At 67.8% G+C, this 15,146-nt stretch carries 15 protein-coding genes; 9 read left to right on the forward strand and 6 right to left on the reverse strand.

The features are described from left to right. Positions 1 to 5: 5 nt before the first annotated feature. Positions 6 to 1,028: a type 1 periplasmic-binding domain-containing protein gene (locus RQP53_RS21710; protein WP_315652792.1), complete on the reverse strand. Its 1,023-nt coding sequence runs from the start codon at positions 1,026 to 1,028 to the stop codon at positions 6 to 8. 325 nt (positions 1,029 to 1,353) lie between these two features. Between RQP53_RS21710 and RQP53_RS21715 the strand changes: the two genes are divergently transcribed. The 4 genes from RQP53_RS21715 (at position 1,354) to RQP53_RS21730 (ending at position 5,558) form a co-directional block, all read left to right on the forward strand. Then, positions 1,354 to 2,811, forward strand: a complete 1,458-nt coding sequence (locus tag RQP53_RS21715; protein WP_315652793.1) for a circularly permuted type 2 ATP-grasp protein — start codon at positions 1,354 to 1,356, stop codon at positions 2,809 to 2,811. A 139-nt stretch (positions 2,812 to 2,950) separates the two neighbouring features. After that, positions 2,951 to 3,919, forward strand: coding sequence for an alpha-E domain-containing protein (locus RQP53_RS21720; RefSeq protein WP_315652794.1), 969 nt, complete (start codon positions 2,951 to 2,953; stop codon positions 3,917 to 3,919). Positions 3,920 to 3,952: 33 nt separating this feature from the next. Next, positions 3,953 to 4,798 carry a transglutaminase family protein gene (locus tag RQP53_RS21725; RefSeq protein WP_315652795.1) on the forward strand — a complete coding sequence of 282 codons (846 nt, stop codon included), beginning with the start codon at positions 3,953 to 3,955 and terminating at the stop codon, positions 4,796 to 4,798. Between the two features lie 19 nt (positions 4,799 to 4,817). Next, positions 4,818 to 5,558, forward strand: a complete 741-nt coding sequence (locus RQP53_RS21730; protein ID WP_315652796.1) for a proteasome-type protease — start codon at positions 4,818 to 4,820, stop codon at positions 5,556 to 5,558. A 9-nt stretch (positions 5,559 to 5,567) separates the two neighbouring features. Here the strand turns inward: RQP53_RS21730 and RQP53_RS21735 are convergent, their stop codons facing one another. Then, positions 5,568 to 5,999 (reverse strand): GNAT family N-acetyltransferase, encoded by a 432-nt coding sequence (locus RQP53_RS21735; protein WP_315652797.1) that lies wholly within the window; start codon positions 5,997 to 5,999, stop codon positions 5,568 to 5,570. A gap of 183 nt (positions 6,000 to 6,182) precedes the next feature. Between RQP53_RS21735 and RQP53_RS21740 the strand changes: the two genes are divergently transcribed. Continuing rightward, a complete protein-coding gene (locus RQP53_RS21740) occupies positions 6,183 to 6,368 on the forward strand; it encodes a hypothetical protein (RefSeq protein ID WP_315652798.1) in 186 nt (61 codons plus the stop codon). A 258-nt stretch (positions 6,369 to 6,626) separates the two neighbouring features. Here the strand turns inward: RQP53_RS21740 and RQP53_RS21745 are convergent, their stop codons facing one another. After that, a complete protein-coding gene (locus RQP53_RS21745; RefSeq protein ID WP_315652799.1) occupies positions 6,627 to 7,541 on the reverse strand; it encodes a PhzF family isomerase in 915 nt (304 codons plus the stop codon). A gap of 228 nt (positions 7,542 to 7,769) precedes the next feature. On the opposite strand from RQP53_RS21745, the gene RQP53_RS21750 reads away from it, so the two are divergent. Further along, the gene (locus RQP53_RS21750) at positions 7,770 to 8,681 is read left to right on the forward strand and encodes a LysR family transcriptional regulator (protein ID WP_315652800.1); all 912 of its coding nucleotides are present in this window, start codon (positions 7,770 to 7,772) and stop codon (positions 8,679 to 8,681) included. A gap of 417 nt (positions 8,682 to 9,098) precedes the next feature. Here RQP53_RS21750 and nadC read toward each other — a convergent pair whose 3' ends face one another. Together nadC and RQP53_RS21760 are read right to left on the reverse strand one after the other, a co-directional pair. After that, positions 9,099 to 9,965, reverse strand: a complete 867-nt coding sequence (gene nadC / locus RQP53_RS21755; protein WP_315652801.1) for a carboxylating nicotinate-nucleotide diphosphorylase — start codon at positions 9,963 to 9,965, stop codon at positions 9,099 to 9,101. Between the two features lie 24 nt (positions 9,966 to 9,989). Then, the gene (locus RQP53_RS21760) at positions 9,990 to 10,688 is read right to left on the reverse strand and encodes a fumarylacetoacetate hydrolase family protein (protein ID WP_315652802.1); all 699 of its coding nucleotides are present in this window, start codon (positions 10,686 to 10,688) and stop codon (positions 9,990 to 9,992) included. A gap of 108 nt (positions 10,689 to 10,796) precedes the next feature. On the opposite strand from RQP53_RS21760, the gene RQP53_RS21765 reads away from it, so the two are divergent. Further along, positions 10,797 to 11,951, forward strand: a complete 1,155-nt coding sequence (locus RQP53_RS21765; RefSeq protein WP_315652803.1) for a septal ring lytic transglycosylase RlpA family protein — start codon at positions 10,797 to 10,799, stop codon at positions 11,949 to 11,951. Positions 11,952 to 11,963: 12 nt separating this feature from the next. Here RQP53_RS21765 and RQP53_RS21770 read toward each other — a convergent pair whose 3' ends face one another. Beyond that, positions 11,964 to 12,722, reverse strand: coding sequence for an SDR family oxidoreductase (locus RQP53_RS21770; RefSeq protein ID WP_315652804.1), 759 nt, complete (start codon positions 12,720 to 12,722; stop codon positions 11,964 to 11,966). Between the two features lie 98 nt (positions 12,723 to 12,820). Here RQP53_RS21770 and RQP53_RS21775 point away from each other — a divergent pair, with 98 nt between their 5' ends. Beyond that, the gene (locus tag RQP53_RS21775; RefSeq protein WP_315652805.1) at positions 12,821 to 13,978 is read left to right on the forward strand and encodes a GGDEF domain-containing protein; all 1,158 of its coding nucleotides are present in this window, start codon (positions 12,821 to 12,823) and stop codon (positions 13,976 to 13,978) included. After that, entirely contained in the window at positions 13,975 to 15,141 is a 1,167-nt protein-coding gene (locus RQP53_RS21780; protein WP_315652806.1) for a GGDEF domain-containing protein, read from the forward strand. Before RQP53_RS21775 ends, RQP53_RS21780 begins: the two co-directional genes overlap by 4 nt. Positions 15,142 to 15,146: the final 5 nt, after the last annotated feature.

A 15,146-nucleotide genomic window follows, 5' to 3' on the forward strand; every position in this document is an offset into this window, starting at 1 on the left:
GCGACTCAGCGCGCCGCCAGCTCGCTCTTGCCGGCCAGCAGCTGGCCGCAGCTGGCCGCGCCGCTCTGCACGGTAAAGGGCATGCCGCCCCAGGGTCCGCCCTTGCCGCAGTCGCCCGGCTTGCAGTCGCAGGACTTGCTCTTGACCAGCTGTTCCAGCACCCCCGCCTCACGGGCCGGCAGGCGCGGCAGCTTGGGCGCAAAGCTCAGGCGCAGCACATCGTCGCTATTGGAATCGCGCGGCATGACCGGGCCCATCAGCGTCTTCAGGCCCTGGGTATCGGCCACGGCGGCGGACGACTTGGCACCGGCGCGGGTGCGCTTGATATAGGCCAAGGCGACCTCCATCGCCGCATAGCCGCGTGCCGCAGACAGCGTGAAGGGCTTGCGGAAGGCGGCCAGATAGGTCGGCGCAATCTCGGCCCAGCGGGCCTTGTCGATGGTCGGCACCGGGCACAGCGCGGCGTCGTACTTGGGTGAGAGCGGCGCCTCGAAGTCAATCCAGCAGGCGCTGGAGGCGGTGACGCGCAGACTGGTCTCGGAGCGCAGCTTGGTGGCGATGTTCTCGGCGACATTGAAGCCGACACGACCCAGCTGCAACGTGCCTTCGCCGCTCTTCAGGCGTTCGGCATTGCTGGACACAAAAGGAATGCCGGCGGCACGCAGCACGGCCGGCATCTCGCCGAGCTCGCACCAGCCGCCCAGCACGATATCGACCCGCGCCGCCACCAGCGCATTGGCGGCCGCCTTGGCGCGGTCGGAATCGCAGGCGCTGTCCTTGATCACCAGTGTCGGCACCGGCTGGCCCGGCCAGGTTTTCAGCGCCAGCATCATGCCGTTGCGGATTTCCTCGCCCTGGGCGGCATTGGGCCGGCTTTCCGGCACGATGGCGCCGATCACCTCACCCGGCGCAGCCTGCACCGGCGTCACGACCTGCAAGCCCAGCAGCAGTGCTCCCAATGCGCCACGCCCCCACATTGGCAGCCCACGCGCTGCCCGGCTCAGCATCTTGCTCATTGTTGCTTTCATCACTGTTTTCCTCCTGGACCCGGCCGCGATCTCGATCTAGATGGCCGCGCTCCACCCTGCGGACGAATGCTATGCAAGCGGGGCTCGGCCTGCCTGAGGGAAAGCGCGCAGTTCGCCCGCCCAACTGTGGCGCTCAGCACACGAAGCCGGGTATATCGGGGCATTTGATGCTGGTTTGTCACCGGCCGATGCGCCGGCCTGGTGCGTCGGTGTCGCACCAAGACCAGGCGCAGCCGGGTTCGCGCACCGCCACGGCGCAGCAAAGAGATCGTTTGCACAGGCACGGGGCTTGCATTGATCATCGGGCACAAGCCTCGGAGACCTCATGCACGCGCTCACCCTGCCCGCCAACGGTCATTACGACGAGATGCTGCTCGCCAGTGGTGCGATCCGGCCGCATTACCAGCCCTTCGCCAACTGGCTGCACGCCCAGACACCCGAAGCGCTGGCCAAGAAGCGCGCCGAGGCCGATCTGCTGTTCCACAAGGTCGGCATCACCTTCGCCGTTTATGGCGACGAGGCCGGCGCCGAGCGGCTGATTCCCTTCGACACCGTGCCGCGCATCGTGCCGGCCGATGAGTGGCGGATGCTGGAGGCCGGGCTGCGCCAGCGGGTCAGCGCGCTGAACCGCTTCCTCTGGGACATCTACCACGATCACGACATCATCAAGGCCGGCCTGATCCCGGCCGAGCAGGTCTTTGCCAATGCGCAGTATCAGCCGGCCATGCAGGGGCTGGATCTGCCCCACGGCATCTACGCCCATATCACCGGCGTCGACCTGATCCGCCATTCGGACGGCGGCTACTACGTGCTGGAGGACAACCTGCGCGTGCCCAGCGGCGTCTCCTACATGCTGGAGAACCGCAAGATGATGATGCGGCTCTTCCCCGAGCTGTTTGCCCGCTACCAGGTGGCGCCGGTGGCGCATTACCCGACCTTGCTGCTGAACACGCTGCGCCATGCCAGCGAGGCCGAGCGCGCACCCGCGGGCGAGGGCGCTCACGATGCGCCGCGCGTGGTGGTGCTGACACCCGGCCCCTTCAACAGCGCCTATTTCGAGCACGCCTTCCTGGCCCAGCAGATGGGCGTCGAGCTGGTCGAGGGACAGGACCTGTTCGTCAAGGACGAGTACCTGTACATGCGCACCACCGTCGGGCCCAAGCGGGTCGATGTGATCTACCGCCGCATCGACGACGCCTTCCTCGACCCGCTGGCCTTCCGCGCCGATTCGATGCTGGGCGTGCCGGGCCTGCTCTCGGTCTACAAGCAGGGCCATGTGATCCTGGCCAATGCGATCGGCACCGGCGTGGCCGACGACAAGTCCATCTACCCCTATGTGCCGGACATGATCCGCTTCTACCTCGGCGAGGAACCCATCCTGCACAACGTGCCGACCTGGCAATGCCGCAAGCCCGAGGATCTGGACCATGTGCTGGCCCATATGGCCGAGCTGGTCGTCAAGGAGGTGCATGGCGCCGGCGGCTACGGCATGCTGGTCGGTCCGGCCGCGACGGCCGCCGAGGTCGAGGACTTCAAGCAGCGGGTGCGCGCCAACCCGAGCAACTACATCGCCCAGCCGACGCTGTGCCTGTCGAGCTGCCCGACCTTTGTCGACAGCGGCATCGCCCCGCGCCACATCGATCTGCGCCCCTTTGTGCTGACCGGCCGCGAGATCAGCATGGTCCACGGCGGCCTGACGCGGGTGGCGCTGAAGCAGGGATCGCTGGTGGTCAACAGCAGCCAGGGCGGCGGCACCAAAGACACTTGGATCTTGGAGGCGTGATGGCCCACCCCCTACGCGCTACGCGCGCCCCCTCGAAGGGGGCGCGCCCGGACGCCCGGCGGAGCCGGATCGTCGGGCTCTGCTGGGTCTGGATGAGTCCTGCCGTCGATTGCTGCGTCATTTACGCCGGAGACAAATAATGCTTTCCCGAACCGCTTCCCAGCTCTACTGGATGAGCCGCTACCTCGAGCGTTCCGAGGATCTGGTGCGCATGCTGGATGTGACGCATTCGCTGTCGCTGCTGCCGCAATCGCGCGGCGCGATGACCGAGCTGGCGGCGCCGCTGGCCGTCACCGGCACGCTGGAGGCCTATCACGCCAAGCATGCCAAGCTGGAGGCCGAGCAGCTGTTCAACTTCATGGCGCTGGATCTGGACAATCCGGCCTCGGTGCTGTCCTGCCTGCGCGAGGCGCGCGAGAACGCCCATGCGGTGCGCGGCCAGATCACCGCCGAGATGTGGGAGGCCATCAACGCCACCTGGCTGGAGGGACGCAGCCTGCCCAAGCGCGGCATTCCCAGCGTGTCCAGCTTCTTCGACTGGGTCAAGGAACGCTCGCACCTGTTCCGTGGCGCCACCTACGGCACCTTGCAGCGCAACGATGCCTACTGCTTCATCCGCCTGGGCACCTTTGCCGAACGAGCCGACAACACCGCACGGCTGCTCGACGTGAAGTCGCAGCTGATCGAGCCGGCCGTGGCCTCGCTGATGCCGGTCGACGCACCCAGCGACAGCGCCCCGGACTTCTACGCCTGGAGCGCGCTGCTGCGCTCGCTGTCGGCCTTCGAGGCCTATCACGCCGCCTACCGCGACAGCCTGGACGGCCGCCGCGTCACCGAGCTGCTGATCCTGCGCCCCGATGTGCCGCGCTCGCTGCGCGCCTGCTGCGACGAGATCAACGCCATCCTGCCGCTGATCGAGGCCCGCGCCGGCGCCGCCGATGCCGGCCGAGAGGTCAAGCAGCTGGCCGGCCGGCTGGCGCTTCGGCTGGAGTATGGATCGGTGGACGAGATCCTGGCCGAGGGCCTGCACCGCTGGCTGACCGGCTTTCTCGATGAATCGGCAACGCTGGGTCAGGCCATCCGGCGCGCCTACTTCGACGTCAACTGAGCTGCGCGTCGCTGCAATGAACGGAGCCTCGCCATGCACCTGCTGATCTCCCACGAGACGGTTTATCACTACGACCTGCCGCTGACGCGCAGCACCCAGTATTTGCGGCTGACGCCGCGGCCCTCGCGCGGCCTGCGGGTGCTGAGCTGGGATTTGCAGCTGCCGGGGCCGGCCTCGCGCTGCCTGGATGCCTATGGCAATGTGATGCATGTGCTGACGCTCGATGGCCCGCGGCAGGAGATCCATCTGTTCGCCCGCGGCGAGGTCGATACCGACGATGGCCCGCCACAGCCCGATGCCGAGCTGGATCTGGCCGGCGCGCTGCCGGTCGAGCTGTTCCTGCGCGACAGCGCGCTGACCCGGGCCGACCCGGCCTTGCGCGACTTTGCCCAGCAGTTCGCCGCCGCCTGCCGCAGCGATGCCCGCGAGGGCCTGCTCGCGATGATGACGCAGCTGGAGCAGCAGATGCGCTACATGCCTGGCGTGACCGATGCGGCGACACCGGCCGCCGAGTCCTTCGCCAATGGCCAGGGCGTCTGCCAGGACCACGCCCATGTCTTCGCCACCTGCGCGCGCCTGCTGGGGCTGCCGGCACGCTATATCAGCGGCTACCTCGCGGCTGATGCAGAGCATGTGGCCAGCCACGCCTGGTGCGAGGTCTGGCTGCCCGCGCCGTCAGGCCGCAGCGGCTGGCTGGGCTACGACGTCTCCAACCAATGCCTGGCCGATGGCCGCTATGTGCGGCTGGCGCTCGGGGCCGACTATCTCGATGCCTGCCCGGTGCGTGGCGTGCGCCTGGGTGGCGGCACCGAGGGCATGCGTGCCCGCGTCGAGGTGCGGCCCGGCCCTGGGGTCGACCCGGCCGTGCTGCAGCAGTGAATGCAGTAAATTCACGGCCATGACTTACTGCGTTGCCATGCGGCTGAAGGCCGGCCTGCTGTTTGCCTCTGATTCGCGCACCAACGCCGGTGTCGATCACATCGCCACCTTCCGCAAGATGAGCGTCTTCGAGACGCCCGGCGAGCGGCTGATCACCATCCTCAATTCCGGCAATTTGGCCACCACGCAAAGCGTGATCAGCCTGCTGCGCGAGCGCCTGGCGCACGACGGCCCGCACTTGCTCAATGTACCGACCATGTATGCCGCCGCCGAGCTGGTCGGCCGCACGCTGAAGGAAGTGGTCGCCCGCGACGCCAATGACGCCACGCTGGGCCAGGGCGTCGACTTCGGCGCCAACTTCCTGGTCGGCGGGCAGATCCGCGGCGAGGTGCCACGGCTGTTCCATGTCTACCCGCAAGGCAATTTCCTTGAGGCGACCGAGGACACGCCCTACTTCCAGATCGGCGAATCCAAGTACGGCAAGCCCATCATCGATCGCGTGATCCGCTACGACTCCAGCCTCAGCGAAGCGACCAAGTGCACGCTGATCTCCTTCGATTCGACGATACGCTCCAACCTCTCGGTCGGCCTGCCGCTGGATGTGCTGCTCTACCAGACCGACAGCTTCGCGCCGGCCGCGCCGCACCGCGTCACTCACGAGGACGCCTACTTCAACAAGCTGCGCCGCGGCTGGGGCGAGGGCCTGCGCCGCGTGTTCGCCAAGCTGCCCGATGAGGACTGGTTCAGCGGCCAGCCCTGAAGGCCACCGTCAGGGACGTGGCAAGCGGTATTCGACCTCGATCGCATTGCGCATGGCCTGGCGCTGCCAGCCCTGCGCCGCATAGAAACCGTCGGCCCGTGTGTTGGCCGCCGTACCCAGCTGCACCTCGGCGGCACCCTGGCTGAACAGCCAATCCACCGCCAGCTGCAAGAGCCGCTTGCCGGCGCCCCGCCCTTCATGCGCCGGATCGGTGAACAGCGCCCAGATCGAGGCATCGGCCAGCGCCGCGCTGGAGAAGGCAATCACCTCGCCGTCATACACGGCCACCCAGCTGCGCCCCAGGCGCTGCAGATGGTCCTCGTACATTGCCGTGGTGATGCGGCCCGGGTCGGACAGGCGGTTTTCCCGGACCGCGATACGGATGCGCGACATCGCCGGGATATCCGCGGTCGTGGCCGCGCGGAAGTGCAAGTTGTTCATCGCCGGCAGTGTGCTGCCGGCGCCGCACTCGCGCCAAAAGCCACAGCAAAAACAATAGAAACAATTCGGTTCCGGCGAAGAAACCAATCGGACACAGAGCGGCGGCACAGTGTCATCCATGCAGCGCCGGCAGCCGTTTGAGGTCTTCCCCAGGCGCATCAGCCCGAATCAGGAAGCCCTGCCATGAATGACGAGACCAGCCCACCGCCCTGGATGTACCGCAGCGAAGCCTTTGCCGAAGATCTGCTCGACCCCACACCCGAACAGTCTCGTTTTGCCGGCGCAGTGCAGCGCGCCACGCTGCTGGCCGTGCCGCTCGGGCTGGCGCTGCTCGGTGGCGCCTTCAGCATGATGGGCAGTTGGGCCTGAGGCCTCCCTGCCCAGCAGCCGGCGTGGCGGCAGCGTCCTTGGCTGATTTTGCTGGCTGAGGCGGGTTTCACGTCCCTCGCGACGATCGAGTTTGTCCACTGTCCAGGACCGACAAGCTGAACAGCGAGTTCAACGCCTACCGGAAATTGTCAGTTCAGCCCGCAAGCGCCGGATTGCACACCGTTCGGCCTACGGAAGGTCTGCATGAGTCGGCATAGCTTGGCACCGGGCCCCAGCGCCAGTGTTGCCGGGCGGCTGTCAACAACCGGGAACTTCTGCGCTGAAGAGGATGCAGCTGTCGCCGGCGATGCTGACCTCGCCCGCGCTGCCGTCGGTCTCGATCTGCACCTGCACATGCACCACCCCGTCGCGTTGCAGGGCGCGACCCTGATGCCCCTGCAGCCGCAGGCATTGGCCGTCATGTGCCATCAGGCGATGCTGCACCAGGTAGGCGCCCAGCGGTCCATTGGCATTGCCGGTGACCGGATCCTCGGCGATGCCGATCGCGGGCGCGAACATGCGACCATCGCTGGCGCCAGGCTGGCCAGCCTGTTCGGGCCGGCACTGGAACACGAAGAAACCATTGCAAGCCAGTTCGGCGCTCAGCGCCGTCAGCGCCGCCAAATCAGGCCGCAGGCCATCCAGATCGACCGCATCGGCCAAGGGAATCAACACCTTGCTGTGGCCGGTGGAAACAATCTGCACCGGCCAGCCCGATTTCAGCTGCTGGGCTTGCAGGCCCAGCGCGCCGGCGATGTGCTCACACAGAGGCGCAGCCAGCGGCACCTCGAAGCTCGGCCGGCCCTGCCACAAGGTAACGCGGCGGCGGCCGTCCGCCAGCGTGCTCAGCCGGACGCGCTGGATACCGGCCGCGGTCTTTTGGCGCCACTCCGAATCGGGCAGCTGCCATGCCGCGGCACGTGCCGCATGAGCTGCCACCGTGGCATGACCGCACAGCGGCACCTCGGTGCTGGGCGTGAAGTAGCGGATGCGCAGATCATGGTCGGGCCCCTCTGGCGCCAGCACAAACGCGGTTTCGGAGTGCTTGAGCTCGCGCGCCCAGGCCTGCATCTCGGCGGTGCTCATGCCATCGGCCTGCAGCAACACACCGGCCGGATTGCCGCGAAAGGGCTGCGCGCAGAAGGCATTGACGTGGAACAGCCGGCGCTTCATGGCTGCCCCCTGTGCGCGCTGACGGCCGCCGCCAGGCCGGCAGCCACCGCGAAGGGCCGGCTGGGCGCGGGGCTGCAATGGCCGAGCGCGGTCGGAGCGTCCAGGCCGCCGAAGGCCAGGAGACTGAGTAGAGGCGTGGTTTGTTGCATGCGCCCAGCTTGCCCGTGCGCCGTGCGCCACGACGCCCGGGTTTGCAGGACACTGCTGCGCTGGAGGAAGGAATCGCTGATGTTGGACTTTCCGCTCGATCTCTTGCGTGCCTTCGATGCCGTGGCCAGCCATCGCAGCTTCGCCCGCGCCGCGCTCGACTTGCGCCTGTCGGCCTCGGCGCTGAGCCGCCAGATCAAGCAGTTGGAGCGGCATCTGGGCATGCCGCTGTTCTATCGCTCGACCCGCTCGATGGCCCTGACCGAGGCCGGCCAGACCTATCTGGAAGCCACCCGCGAGGCCCTGGCGCAGCTGCGCACCGCCGGCCAGGCGCTGGGCCGCCTGCAGGGTGAGGTACGCGGCGAGTTGCGCCTGGGGGCTCCGGTCGCCTATGGCCGCCGCTTTGTCGTGCCACTCCTGCCGGACTTCATGCGCAACCACCCGGCCGTGACGCTGAGCCTGCAGATGAGCGATCGCTATGCGGATTTGGCAGCCGAGGGCCTGGACCTGGCGATTCGGGTGGGGCGGCTGGAGGACTCGGGCCTGCGCTCGCGCCAGCTGGCTGAAAGTCGCCGTGTGCTGGTGGCCAGCCCCGACTATCTTGCCGCACGGGGCACGCCGGCCTCGCTACAGGAGCTCAAACGCCACAGCTGTCTGGCGCTGACCGTGAACCGCGACGGTGAGCCATGGCGCTGCCTGGACCGCAGTGGCGAGCTGCACTCCATCAAGCCCACGGGCAGGCTGCGCGCCGACAACGGCGACGCGGTGCTGGCCTTTGCCCTGGCCGGCTGCGGCATTGCCTTCCTCTCGGATCTGATGGTGGCCGAGGCCTTGGCGCAGGGCCGGTTGTGCCGGGTGCTGCCTGACTGCGCCGGGCCAGCGCACGGTGTGCACGCGGTGTTCCTGGCCGACCCTGAAGGCAGCCCCAAGCTGCGCGCGCTGCTGGACTTCCTGGTGCTGCGTCTGGCCGGCACCCAAGGTCGGGCTCGGTAAGTGGCTGCGGTCAACGCTGCTGCCGGCACGCGTCCCATCATCGTGCGCAGGTCCAGCTTGGCGAAGGCCAAGCCCCGGTAGCACCCGCTTCAGCGCCCTCGCGGCAGCGCCTTAGCGTTGATCGCCGTCGCGCGGCTGGCATCAAGCGATGCTTGATCCTGTACCGCTGCGCATGGATGCGCATTCTGCGATCCAGGCCTCTGGGCGGCCGGCCCGAGCCCAGGGATCAAGCTGCTGCATATCCGCAGACAAAGGCATCGCCTCGACTGGGCTTGCAGCACTGCACATCAGCGCTGACGGTGACCGCCGCCGCGGCCACATCCATTGGCGCGATCGGCGCGATCCTGCCCATCGCGGGCCTTAATAGAAGAGACAAAGCCCCGCCATCTGTCGACCTTGATGTGCGAATCGCGGGTCTTAAAGCGGGCCTTCGACCCGCATCGAATAGTCCACCGCCTGCACGTCCTTGGTCAGCCGGCCGATCGAGATGCGATCGACGCCGGTGGCGGCAATCCAGCGCAGCTGATCCAGCGCCACGCCGCCCGACACCTCCAGCAGCGCCCGGCCCTGATTCAGCGTCACCGCCTCGCGCATCATTGCCTCGCTGAAATTGTCCAGCAGCACGCTGACCGCGCCGGCGTCCAGCGCCTCGCGCAGTTCGGCAATGCTCTCCACCTCGATCTGGATATCGACCCCGGCCTGCAGCGCCTGGGCCGCACGCAGCGCGGCGGCCACACCACCGGCCGCCGCGATATGGTTTTCCTTGATCAGGATGCCGTGATAGAGCGCCAGCCGCTGGTTGGCCCCGCCGCCCACCCGCACCGCGTACTTCTGCGCCAGGCGCAGCCCCGGAATGGTCTTGCGCGTGTCCAGCACCGCGCAGCCTTGCGGATTCGGGCTGGCGCCGGCAATCGCGTCGACATGGGCGCGGGTCAGCGTCGCCGTGGCCGAGAGCAGCTGCAGAAAGTTCAGCGCCGGGCGCTCGGCGCTGAGCAGCGCGCGGCCATCGGCGACGATGCGGCAGACGATGCTGTCGGCGCTCATTCGCGCGCCTTCCTCGACCAGCCATTCGATCCGAGCCGAGGCATCCAGCGCCTTGAAGACGCCCTCGAACCAGTCGCGGCCGCACAGCACCGCGTCTTCGCGCACCCGCACATGGGCCCGCACGGCGCGTCCGGCGGGCACCAGCTGGGCCGTCCAGTCGCAGCGGCCAATGTCTTCAAACAAGGCCTCGCGCACATTGCGCGCCAGGGCCTCGGGCAGGGTCTCGTCGTGGTCGAACATGGGCAAATCAGTCCAGGCGTGAAATCAATCCGGGGTCGCTATTGTCAGCTGCAAGCGGTCCACCCCTTCGATCTCGCCGCTGATCACATCGCCGGGCTGCACCGGGCCGACGCCGTCCGGCGTGCCGGTGTAGATCAGATCGCCGGGTTTCAGGTGGTAGAGCTGGGACAGATTGGCGATGATTTCCGGCACGCTCCAGATCATGTCGGCCAGATCGCCGTGCTGCTTCTGTGCGCCGTTAACGGCCAGGGTGATGGCGCCACTCTTGAGCAGCCCGGTCTCGCTGGCCCGCACCAGCGGCGTGATGACGGCGCTCTGCTCAAAGCCCTTGGCCGTGTCCCAGGGGCGGCCGTTGGCCTTGGCCTCGGCCTGCAGATCGCGGCGTGTCATGTCCAGGCCCGCGGCATAGCCCCAGATCGCCGCCTGGGCCACCTCGGGCGTGACGCGAAACAGCGGCGCGCCGATGGCCACCACCAACTCCATCTCGTAATGGTAGTTCTTGGTGCCTGGCGGATAAGCCACCGTGCTGCCGCTGGCCACCAGCGCATTGGCCGGCTTGCTGAAGTAGAACGGTGGCTCACGCTCCGGATCGCTGCCCATCTCGCGGGCATGGGCGGCGTAATTGCGGCCAACGCAGAAGATGCGCGCCACCGCGTATCGGGCATCGCTGCCACGCACGGCCACGCTGGGCTGGGGTTCGGGAGGGAAGACGTAGCTGCTCATGCAGGAGATCCCGGGGTAGTGCAGGAGACGCCAGCATACGACGACGTGCACACGGCCGGCAGCCCGTCCGACTGGCAAAGCCGCCCGGCTTCGTATAGGGTGGCGGCCATGACGCGTTTACCGGCCCCCGCGCCCCTCTCATCCTCGCTACCCAGCGCCACTCATGGCCGCCTTGCCGCCTCCGGCCTGCTGCTCGGTGCCCTGCTGCTGGGCGGCTGCGCCAGCCATCAGCAGCTGCCGGTGCGTAGCAGCTCGACGACGCCGCCACCGGCCCTGCCCAGCAGCCCCGATCGTGACGGCGCCGAGGCCGTGGTGCCGCCGAATCTGAACCAGGTGCCCGATGCCCAGCCGCGGCTGGAAGCCATCCGCAAGGGCGGCCCGAACAAGCCCTACGAGGCGCTCGGTCAGCGCTACGAACCGATGACCGAGGACGCGCCCTTGGTCGAACGCGGCCTGGCCTCCTGGTATGGCAAGAAGTTCCACGGCCGGCCGACCTCTTCCGGTGAGGTCTACAACATGTACGCGATGACCGGCGCCCACGCCACCATGCCCATTCCGAGCTATGCGCGGGTGCGCAACCCCGCCAATGGCCGCGAGGTGATCGTGCGCATCAATGACCGTGGCCCCTTTCACCCGGGCCGCATCATCGACCTCAGCTACACCGCCGCCCTGAAGCTCGATGTGCTGCGCGGCGTCTCGCCGGTCGAGGTCGAACGCATCACCTATGAAGCCATCCGCACCGGCGCCTGGCAGCGCGGTGCCGTGGCGCCGGTCTATGCCGCCGCCGAAGCTGCCGGTGCGCCGAGCACGGTGAGCACGGCGATGCTGGCAACGGAGAGCGCGCCTCCTTCAACTGCCTCGGCAGTGGCCAACACGCCATCAACCGCCTCGTCGAACGGCTTGCCGCAAGACCTGACCCCGCTTACCGTCAGCGCAAGCATCGCCGCCAAGCCGAGCGCAGCGCCGCCCACGGTCAGCGCCATAGCGCCAAACCCACAGGCCGCGATGCCGCTGGCGCGCGCCTCGGCCCCGGGCTTCTGGATACAGCTGGGTGCCTTCAGCCGGCTCGATGGCGCTGAGCAGTTCCGCCAGAAGCTGCTGAAGGAGCTGGACTGGATGGGCCCGCTCTTGGCCATCTTCAAGGAGAGCAGCCTGCACCGGCTGCAGGCCGGCCCCTATGCCAGCCGCGAGGACGCCCGTCAGGCGGCCGAGCGGGTGCGCCTGGCGCTGGCCCTGACACCGCTGGTGGTCGAACGGCGCTGAGGGTCGCCCGGATCAGCGGCCGCCGCCGATGTCCAGCATCGCACCGACCGTGTAACTGGCGGCGTCCGACAGCAGCCAGGCGATCGCCTCGGCGATTTCATCGGCCCGGCCCAGGCGCTGGATAGGCAAGCCGGCCACCGCCTCGGGAATGCGGTCGGCCATGCCGCCGCTGGCGTGAATCTCGGTGTCGATGATGCCGGGGCGCACGCCATTGACGCGTATGCCCTCGCCAATCACCTCGCGGGCCAAGCCGATGGTGAAACTGTCGATCGCCCCCTTGCTGGCCGAATAGTCAACATAGATGCCCGGCGAACCGAGCTGGGCCGCCCGCGAGGACACGTTGACGATGGCACCGCCCGGCCCGCCATGGCGTCGGCTCATGCGCAGAATCGCCTGCTTGGCGCAGAGAAAGCTGCCCAGCACATTGACGCGGAACACCGCCTCGATGCGGGCCACGCTCATCTCGTCGACCCGCACCGCCGGCGCGACGATGCCGGCATTGTTGACCAGGCCCGTCAGGCAGCCCAACTCGGCATCGATGCGCTCGAACATCTGCTGCACCTCGGCCTCGTCGCCGACATCGGCCGGCACGCAGATGACGCGCCGACCAAGCTGACGCAATTCTTCGGCCAGCGCCTGCGCAGCAGCGGCTTCACGCCGGTAGTTCAGCGCCAGATCGTGGCCGCGAGCGGCCAGCAGTCTGGCGGTGGCGGCGCCGATGCCACGGCTGGCGCCGGTGATCAGTGTGAGCGGTGGGGTCAGAGCTTGCATGTGCCAATTCTGTCCCAGGATTCAACGCCGCCGCCGGCTGAGCGCTATACGTCTGCATTGGCATTTGCGATGATGCGTGCGCCCGGCCACGACCACCCATGCTGACCTTCGACGCTCCCACCCTGCTGATGGTCAACGCAGTATTCAACTGCTTTGGGGCGCTGGTGTGGCTGAGCCTGGCCCTGGTGCTGCGCATTGCGCCACGGGCGGCAGGCGCGATGGCGGCGGCGCATCTGTTGCTGGTGCCAGCCTTGCTGCCCATCGAGGTCTCCGAATGGTCAGGTTGGTGGTCCGATCTGCTCAAGCTGCTGGCCATGGGCTTGCTCACCCTGGGTGTGCGCCAGCTGCTGCGGCTGCGCCAGACTCGATTGGATATCGGCCTGGTCGGGATGGGCGGCATCGTCGTGCTGCTGGTGCAGGCGCTCGCCGACCATGCCCTCGCCAGCCTGCTGCCTACCGCGGTGACGATGACACTGCTGGCCCTGCTGTGCTGTCGCGACGTTCTGATCGGTGCCGCCCCAGGCTTTCGGCGCCTGGTGACGGCGCTGATGGCGGCGCCCTTTGCCGCGCTGGCCCTGGTCAATATGGTCCGCATCGCCGCCGCCCTGAACCTGCTGCCTGGCGGCGAGCTGATGTTGCAGCCGCGTCAACAGAGCGCCCTGCTGGCCGGCCTGTGGCTGGTGCTGTGCCTGGCCATGTCGACCGGCTTGATCGCGATGGTGCTACAGCGCTTGATCGCGCGCATTGAGCAGCTGACCCGGACCGACACCTTGACCGGCGCGCTCAATCGGCGTGCCTTTCAAGAGCAGTTGCAGTTGCTGCAGGCACGTCGCCGGCGCGGCCATGCCTATGCGCTGCTGATGATTGACGTCGATCACTTCAAACGCATCAATGATCAGTTCGGCCATGCCGCCGGCGACGCCGCGCTGCAGCACCTGGTGGCGGTGCTCAAGGGTGGCATCCGTGATGTTGATCTGCTGGGCCGGCTCGGTGGTGAGGAGTTCTGCCTGCTGCTGCCCGACACGCGCCTGAATGCCGCCACCGAGGTCGCCGAGCGGCTGCGCCAGCGCCTGCACCTGGCGCCGCTGCGCTGGCGCGATCAGCAGCTGCCGATGACGGCCAGCTTCGGCCTGACGACCGGCCAGGCCAGCGACAAGGATGGCAGCGCGACGCTGGCCGCCGCCGACGCAGCGCTGTATGCCGCCAAGCGCGGCGGCCGCGACCGCGTCTGCATTGCCGAGGGCCCGAAGCCATGATGCCCGCCAGCGATCCACGCACGCTGCTGGCGGCCATCGTGCTGATCTTCCTGTTTGCCGGCATCGTCTGGCTGCTGCTGGCCTCGGGCATTCGGGTGACGCCGCGCGCCTCCTACTGCCTGGCCTTGACCAACCTGATGCTGGCCGGCTCGCTGCTGACCCATGCCGCCCGTGGTTACGGGCCGGACCTGTTGTGCTTTTGGGGTTCGGACCTGTTCGCCCTCTGCGGCTTTACCGCCTTCCGGCTTGGCATACCGCTGATCGCTGACCATGTGCCGCGCCGCTGGCCCAGCCTGGCCCTGGTGGTAGGCACCGCGCTGCTGCTGCTCGAAGTGCCCTACCGCGGCGATATGCAGCTGCATGGCGTGGTGATTTACACCGCGCTGTCGCTGCTGTGCGGCGCCGCCGGCTGGGATGCCTTCAGGCTGCTGCGCCAGCGGTTGCGCTGGCGCTCCGCGCTGGGTCTGGCGGCGCCTTTCATTGTCTTCACGCTGATGATGGCGCTGCGTGGCGTCGAGGCGTTGCTGGCACCGGAGCGCATGAACAGCATGGGCAGCAACAATGCCTTCAATATTGCCTGGCTGTGGTCAATGCTGGCGCTGAATCTGGTGATCAACGCCAACGTGGCCTTCCTGATCCTGACGCGCCTGGTGTTGAACATCCAGCGGCTGACGCGGCGCGACCCGCTGACCGACTGCTGGAACCGCCGTGCGCTCTCCGAAGCGATGGAGCGCGAGCATGCCCGGCTGCAACGTGGTTCTCGCTACACCTTGGTGATGGTCGATATGGACCATTTCAAGCGCCTGAACGACACGCTGGGCCATGCGGCCGGTGATCTTGCCCTGCAAGCCCTGGTACAGGCGCTGATGCCCTGTGTGCGCGACATCGACATGCTCGGCCGCCTCGGCGGCGAGGAGTTCTGCGTGCTGCTGCCCGATACCGACCTGGCCGGCGCGGCACTGGTGGCCGAACGGATGCGGGCCAATCTGGAGGCGCACCCCTTTGAGTACCAGGGCAAGACCTGGCCCCTGACGGCCAGCTTTGGCATCGCCGAGGCCGGCCGCGAGGAGATCAGCGCCGAGCAGGTGCTGATGCGCGCCGACCAGGCGCTCTACCAGGCCAAGGCGCAGGGGCGCAACCTCGTGCAGGCCAGCGGCGCCTGAACCGA

Source organism: Roseateles aquae, from assembly GCF_032337115.1.
Classification (GTDB): domain Bacteria; phylum Pseudomonadota; class Gammaproteobacteria; order Burkholderiales; family Burkholderiaceae_C; genus Roseateles_C; species Roseateles_C aquae.

Coding starts and splice junctions, on each gene's coding strand:
- RQP53_RS21725 (WP_315652795.1), top strand. CDS start 3,953: ATGCACCTGCTGATCTCCCACGAGACGGTTTATCACTACGACCTGCCG.
- RQP53_RS21745 (WP_315652799.1), bottom strand. CDS start 7,541: ATGAAGCGCCGGCTGTTCCACGTCAATGCCTTCTGCGCGCAGCCCTTT.
- nadC (WP_315652801.1), bottom strand. CDS start 9,965: ATGTTCGACCACGACGAGACCCTGCCCGAGGCCCTGGCGCGCAATGTG.
- RQP53_RS21775 (WP_315652805.1), top strand. CDS start 12,821: ATGCTGACCTTCGACGCTCCCACCCTGCTGATGGTCAACGCAGTATTC.
- RQP53_RS21740 (WP_315652798.1), top strand. CDS start 6,183: ATGAATGACGAGACCAGCCCACCGCCCTGGATGTACCGCAGCGAAGCC.
- RQP53_RS21770 (WP_315652804.1), bottom strand. CDS start 12,722: ATGCAAGCTCTGACCCCACCGCTCACACTGATCACCGGCGCCAGCCGT.
- RQP53_RS21720 (WP_315652794.1), top strand. CDS start 2,951: ATGCTTTCCCGAACCGCTTCCCAGCTCTACTGGATGAGCCGCTACCTC.
- RQP53_RS21760 (WP_315652802.1), bottom strand. CDS start 10,688: ATGAGCAGCTACGTCTTCCCTCCCGAACCCCAGCCCAGCGTGGCCGTG.
- RQP53_RS21750 (WP_315652800.1), top strand. CDS start 7,770: ATGTTGGACTTTCCGCTCGATCTCTTGCGTGCCTTCGATGCCGTGGCC.
- RQP53_RS21710 (WP_315652792.1), bottom strand. CDS start 1,028: ATGAAAGCAACAATGAGCAAGATGCTGAGCCGGGCAGCGCGTGGGCTG.
- RQP53_RS21730 (WP_315652796.1), top strand. CDS start 4,818: ATGACTTACTGCGTTGCCATGCGGCTGAAGGCCGGCCTGCTGTTTGCC.
- RQP53_RS21715 (WP_315652793.1), top strand. CDS start 1,354: ATGCACGCGCTCACCCTGCCCGCCAACGGTCATTACGACGAGATGCTG.
- RQP53_RS21735 (WP_315652797.1), bottom strand. CDS start 5,999: ATGAACAACTTGCACTTCCGCGCGGCCACGACCGCGGATATCCCGGCG.
- RQP53_RS21765 (WP_315652803.1), top strand. CDS start 10,797: ATGACGCGTTTACCGGCCCCCGCGCCCCTCTCATCCTCGCTACCCAGC.
- RQP53_RS21780 (WP_315652806.1), top strand. CDS start 13,975: ATGATGCCCGCCAGCGATCCACGCACGCTGCTGGCGGCCATCGTGCTG.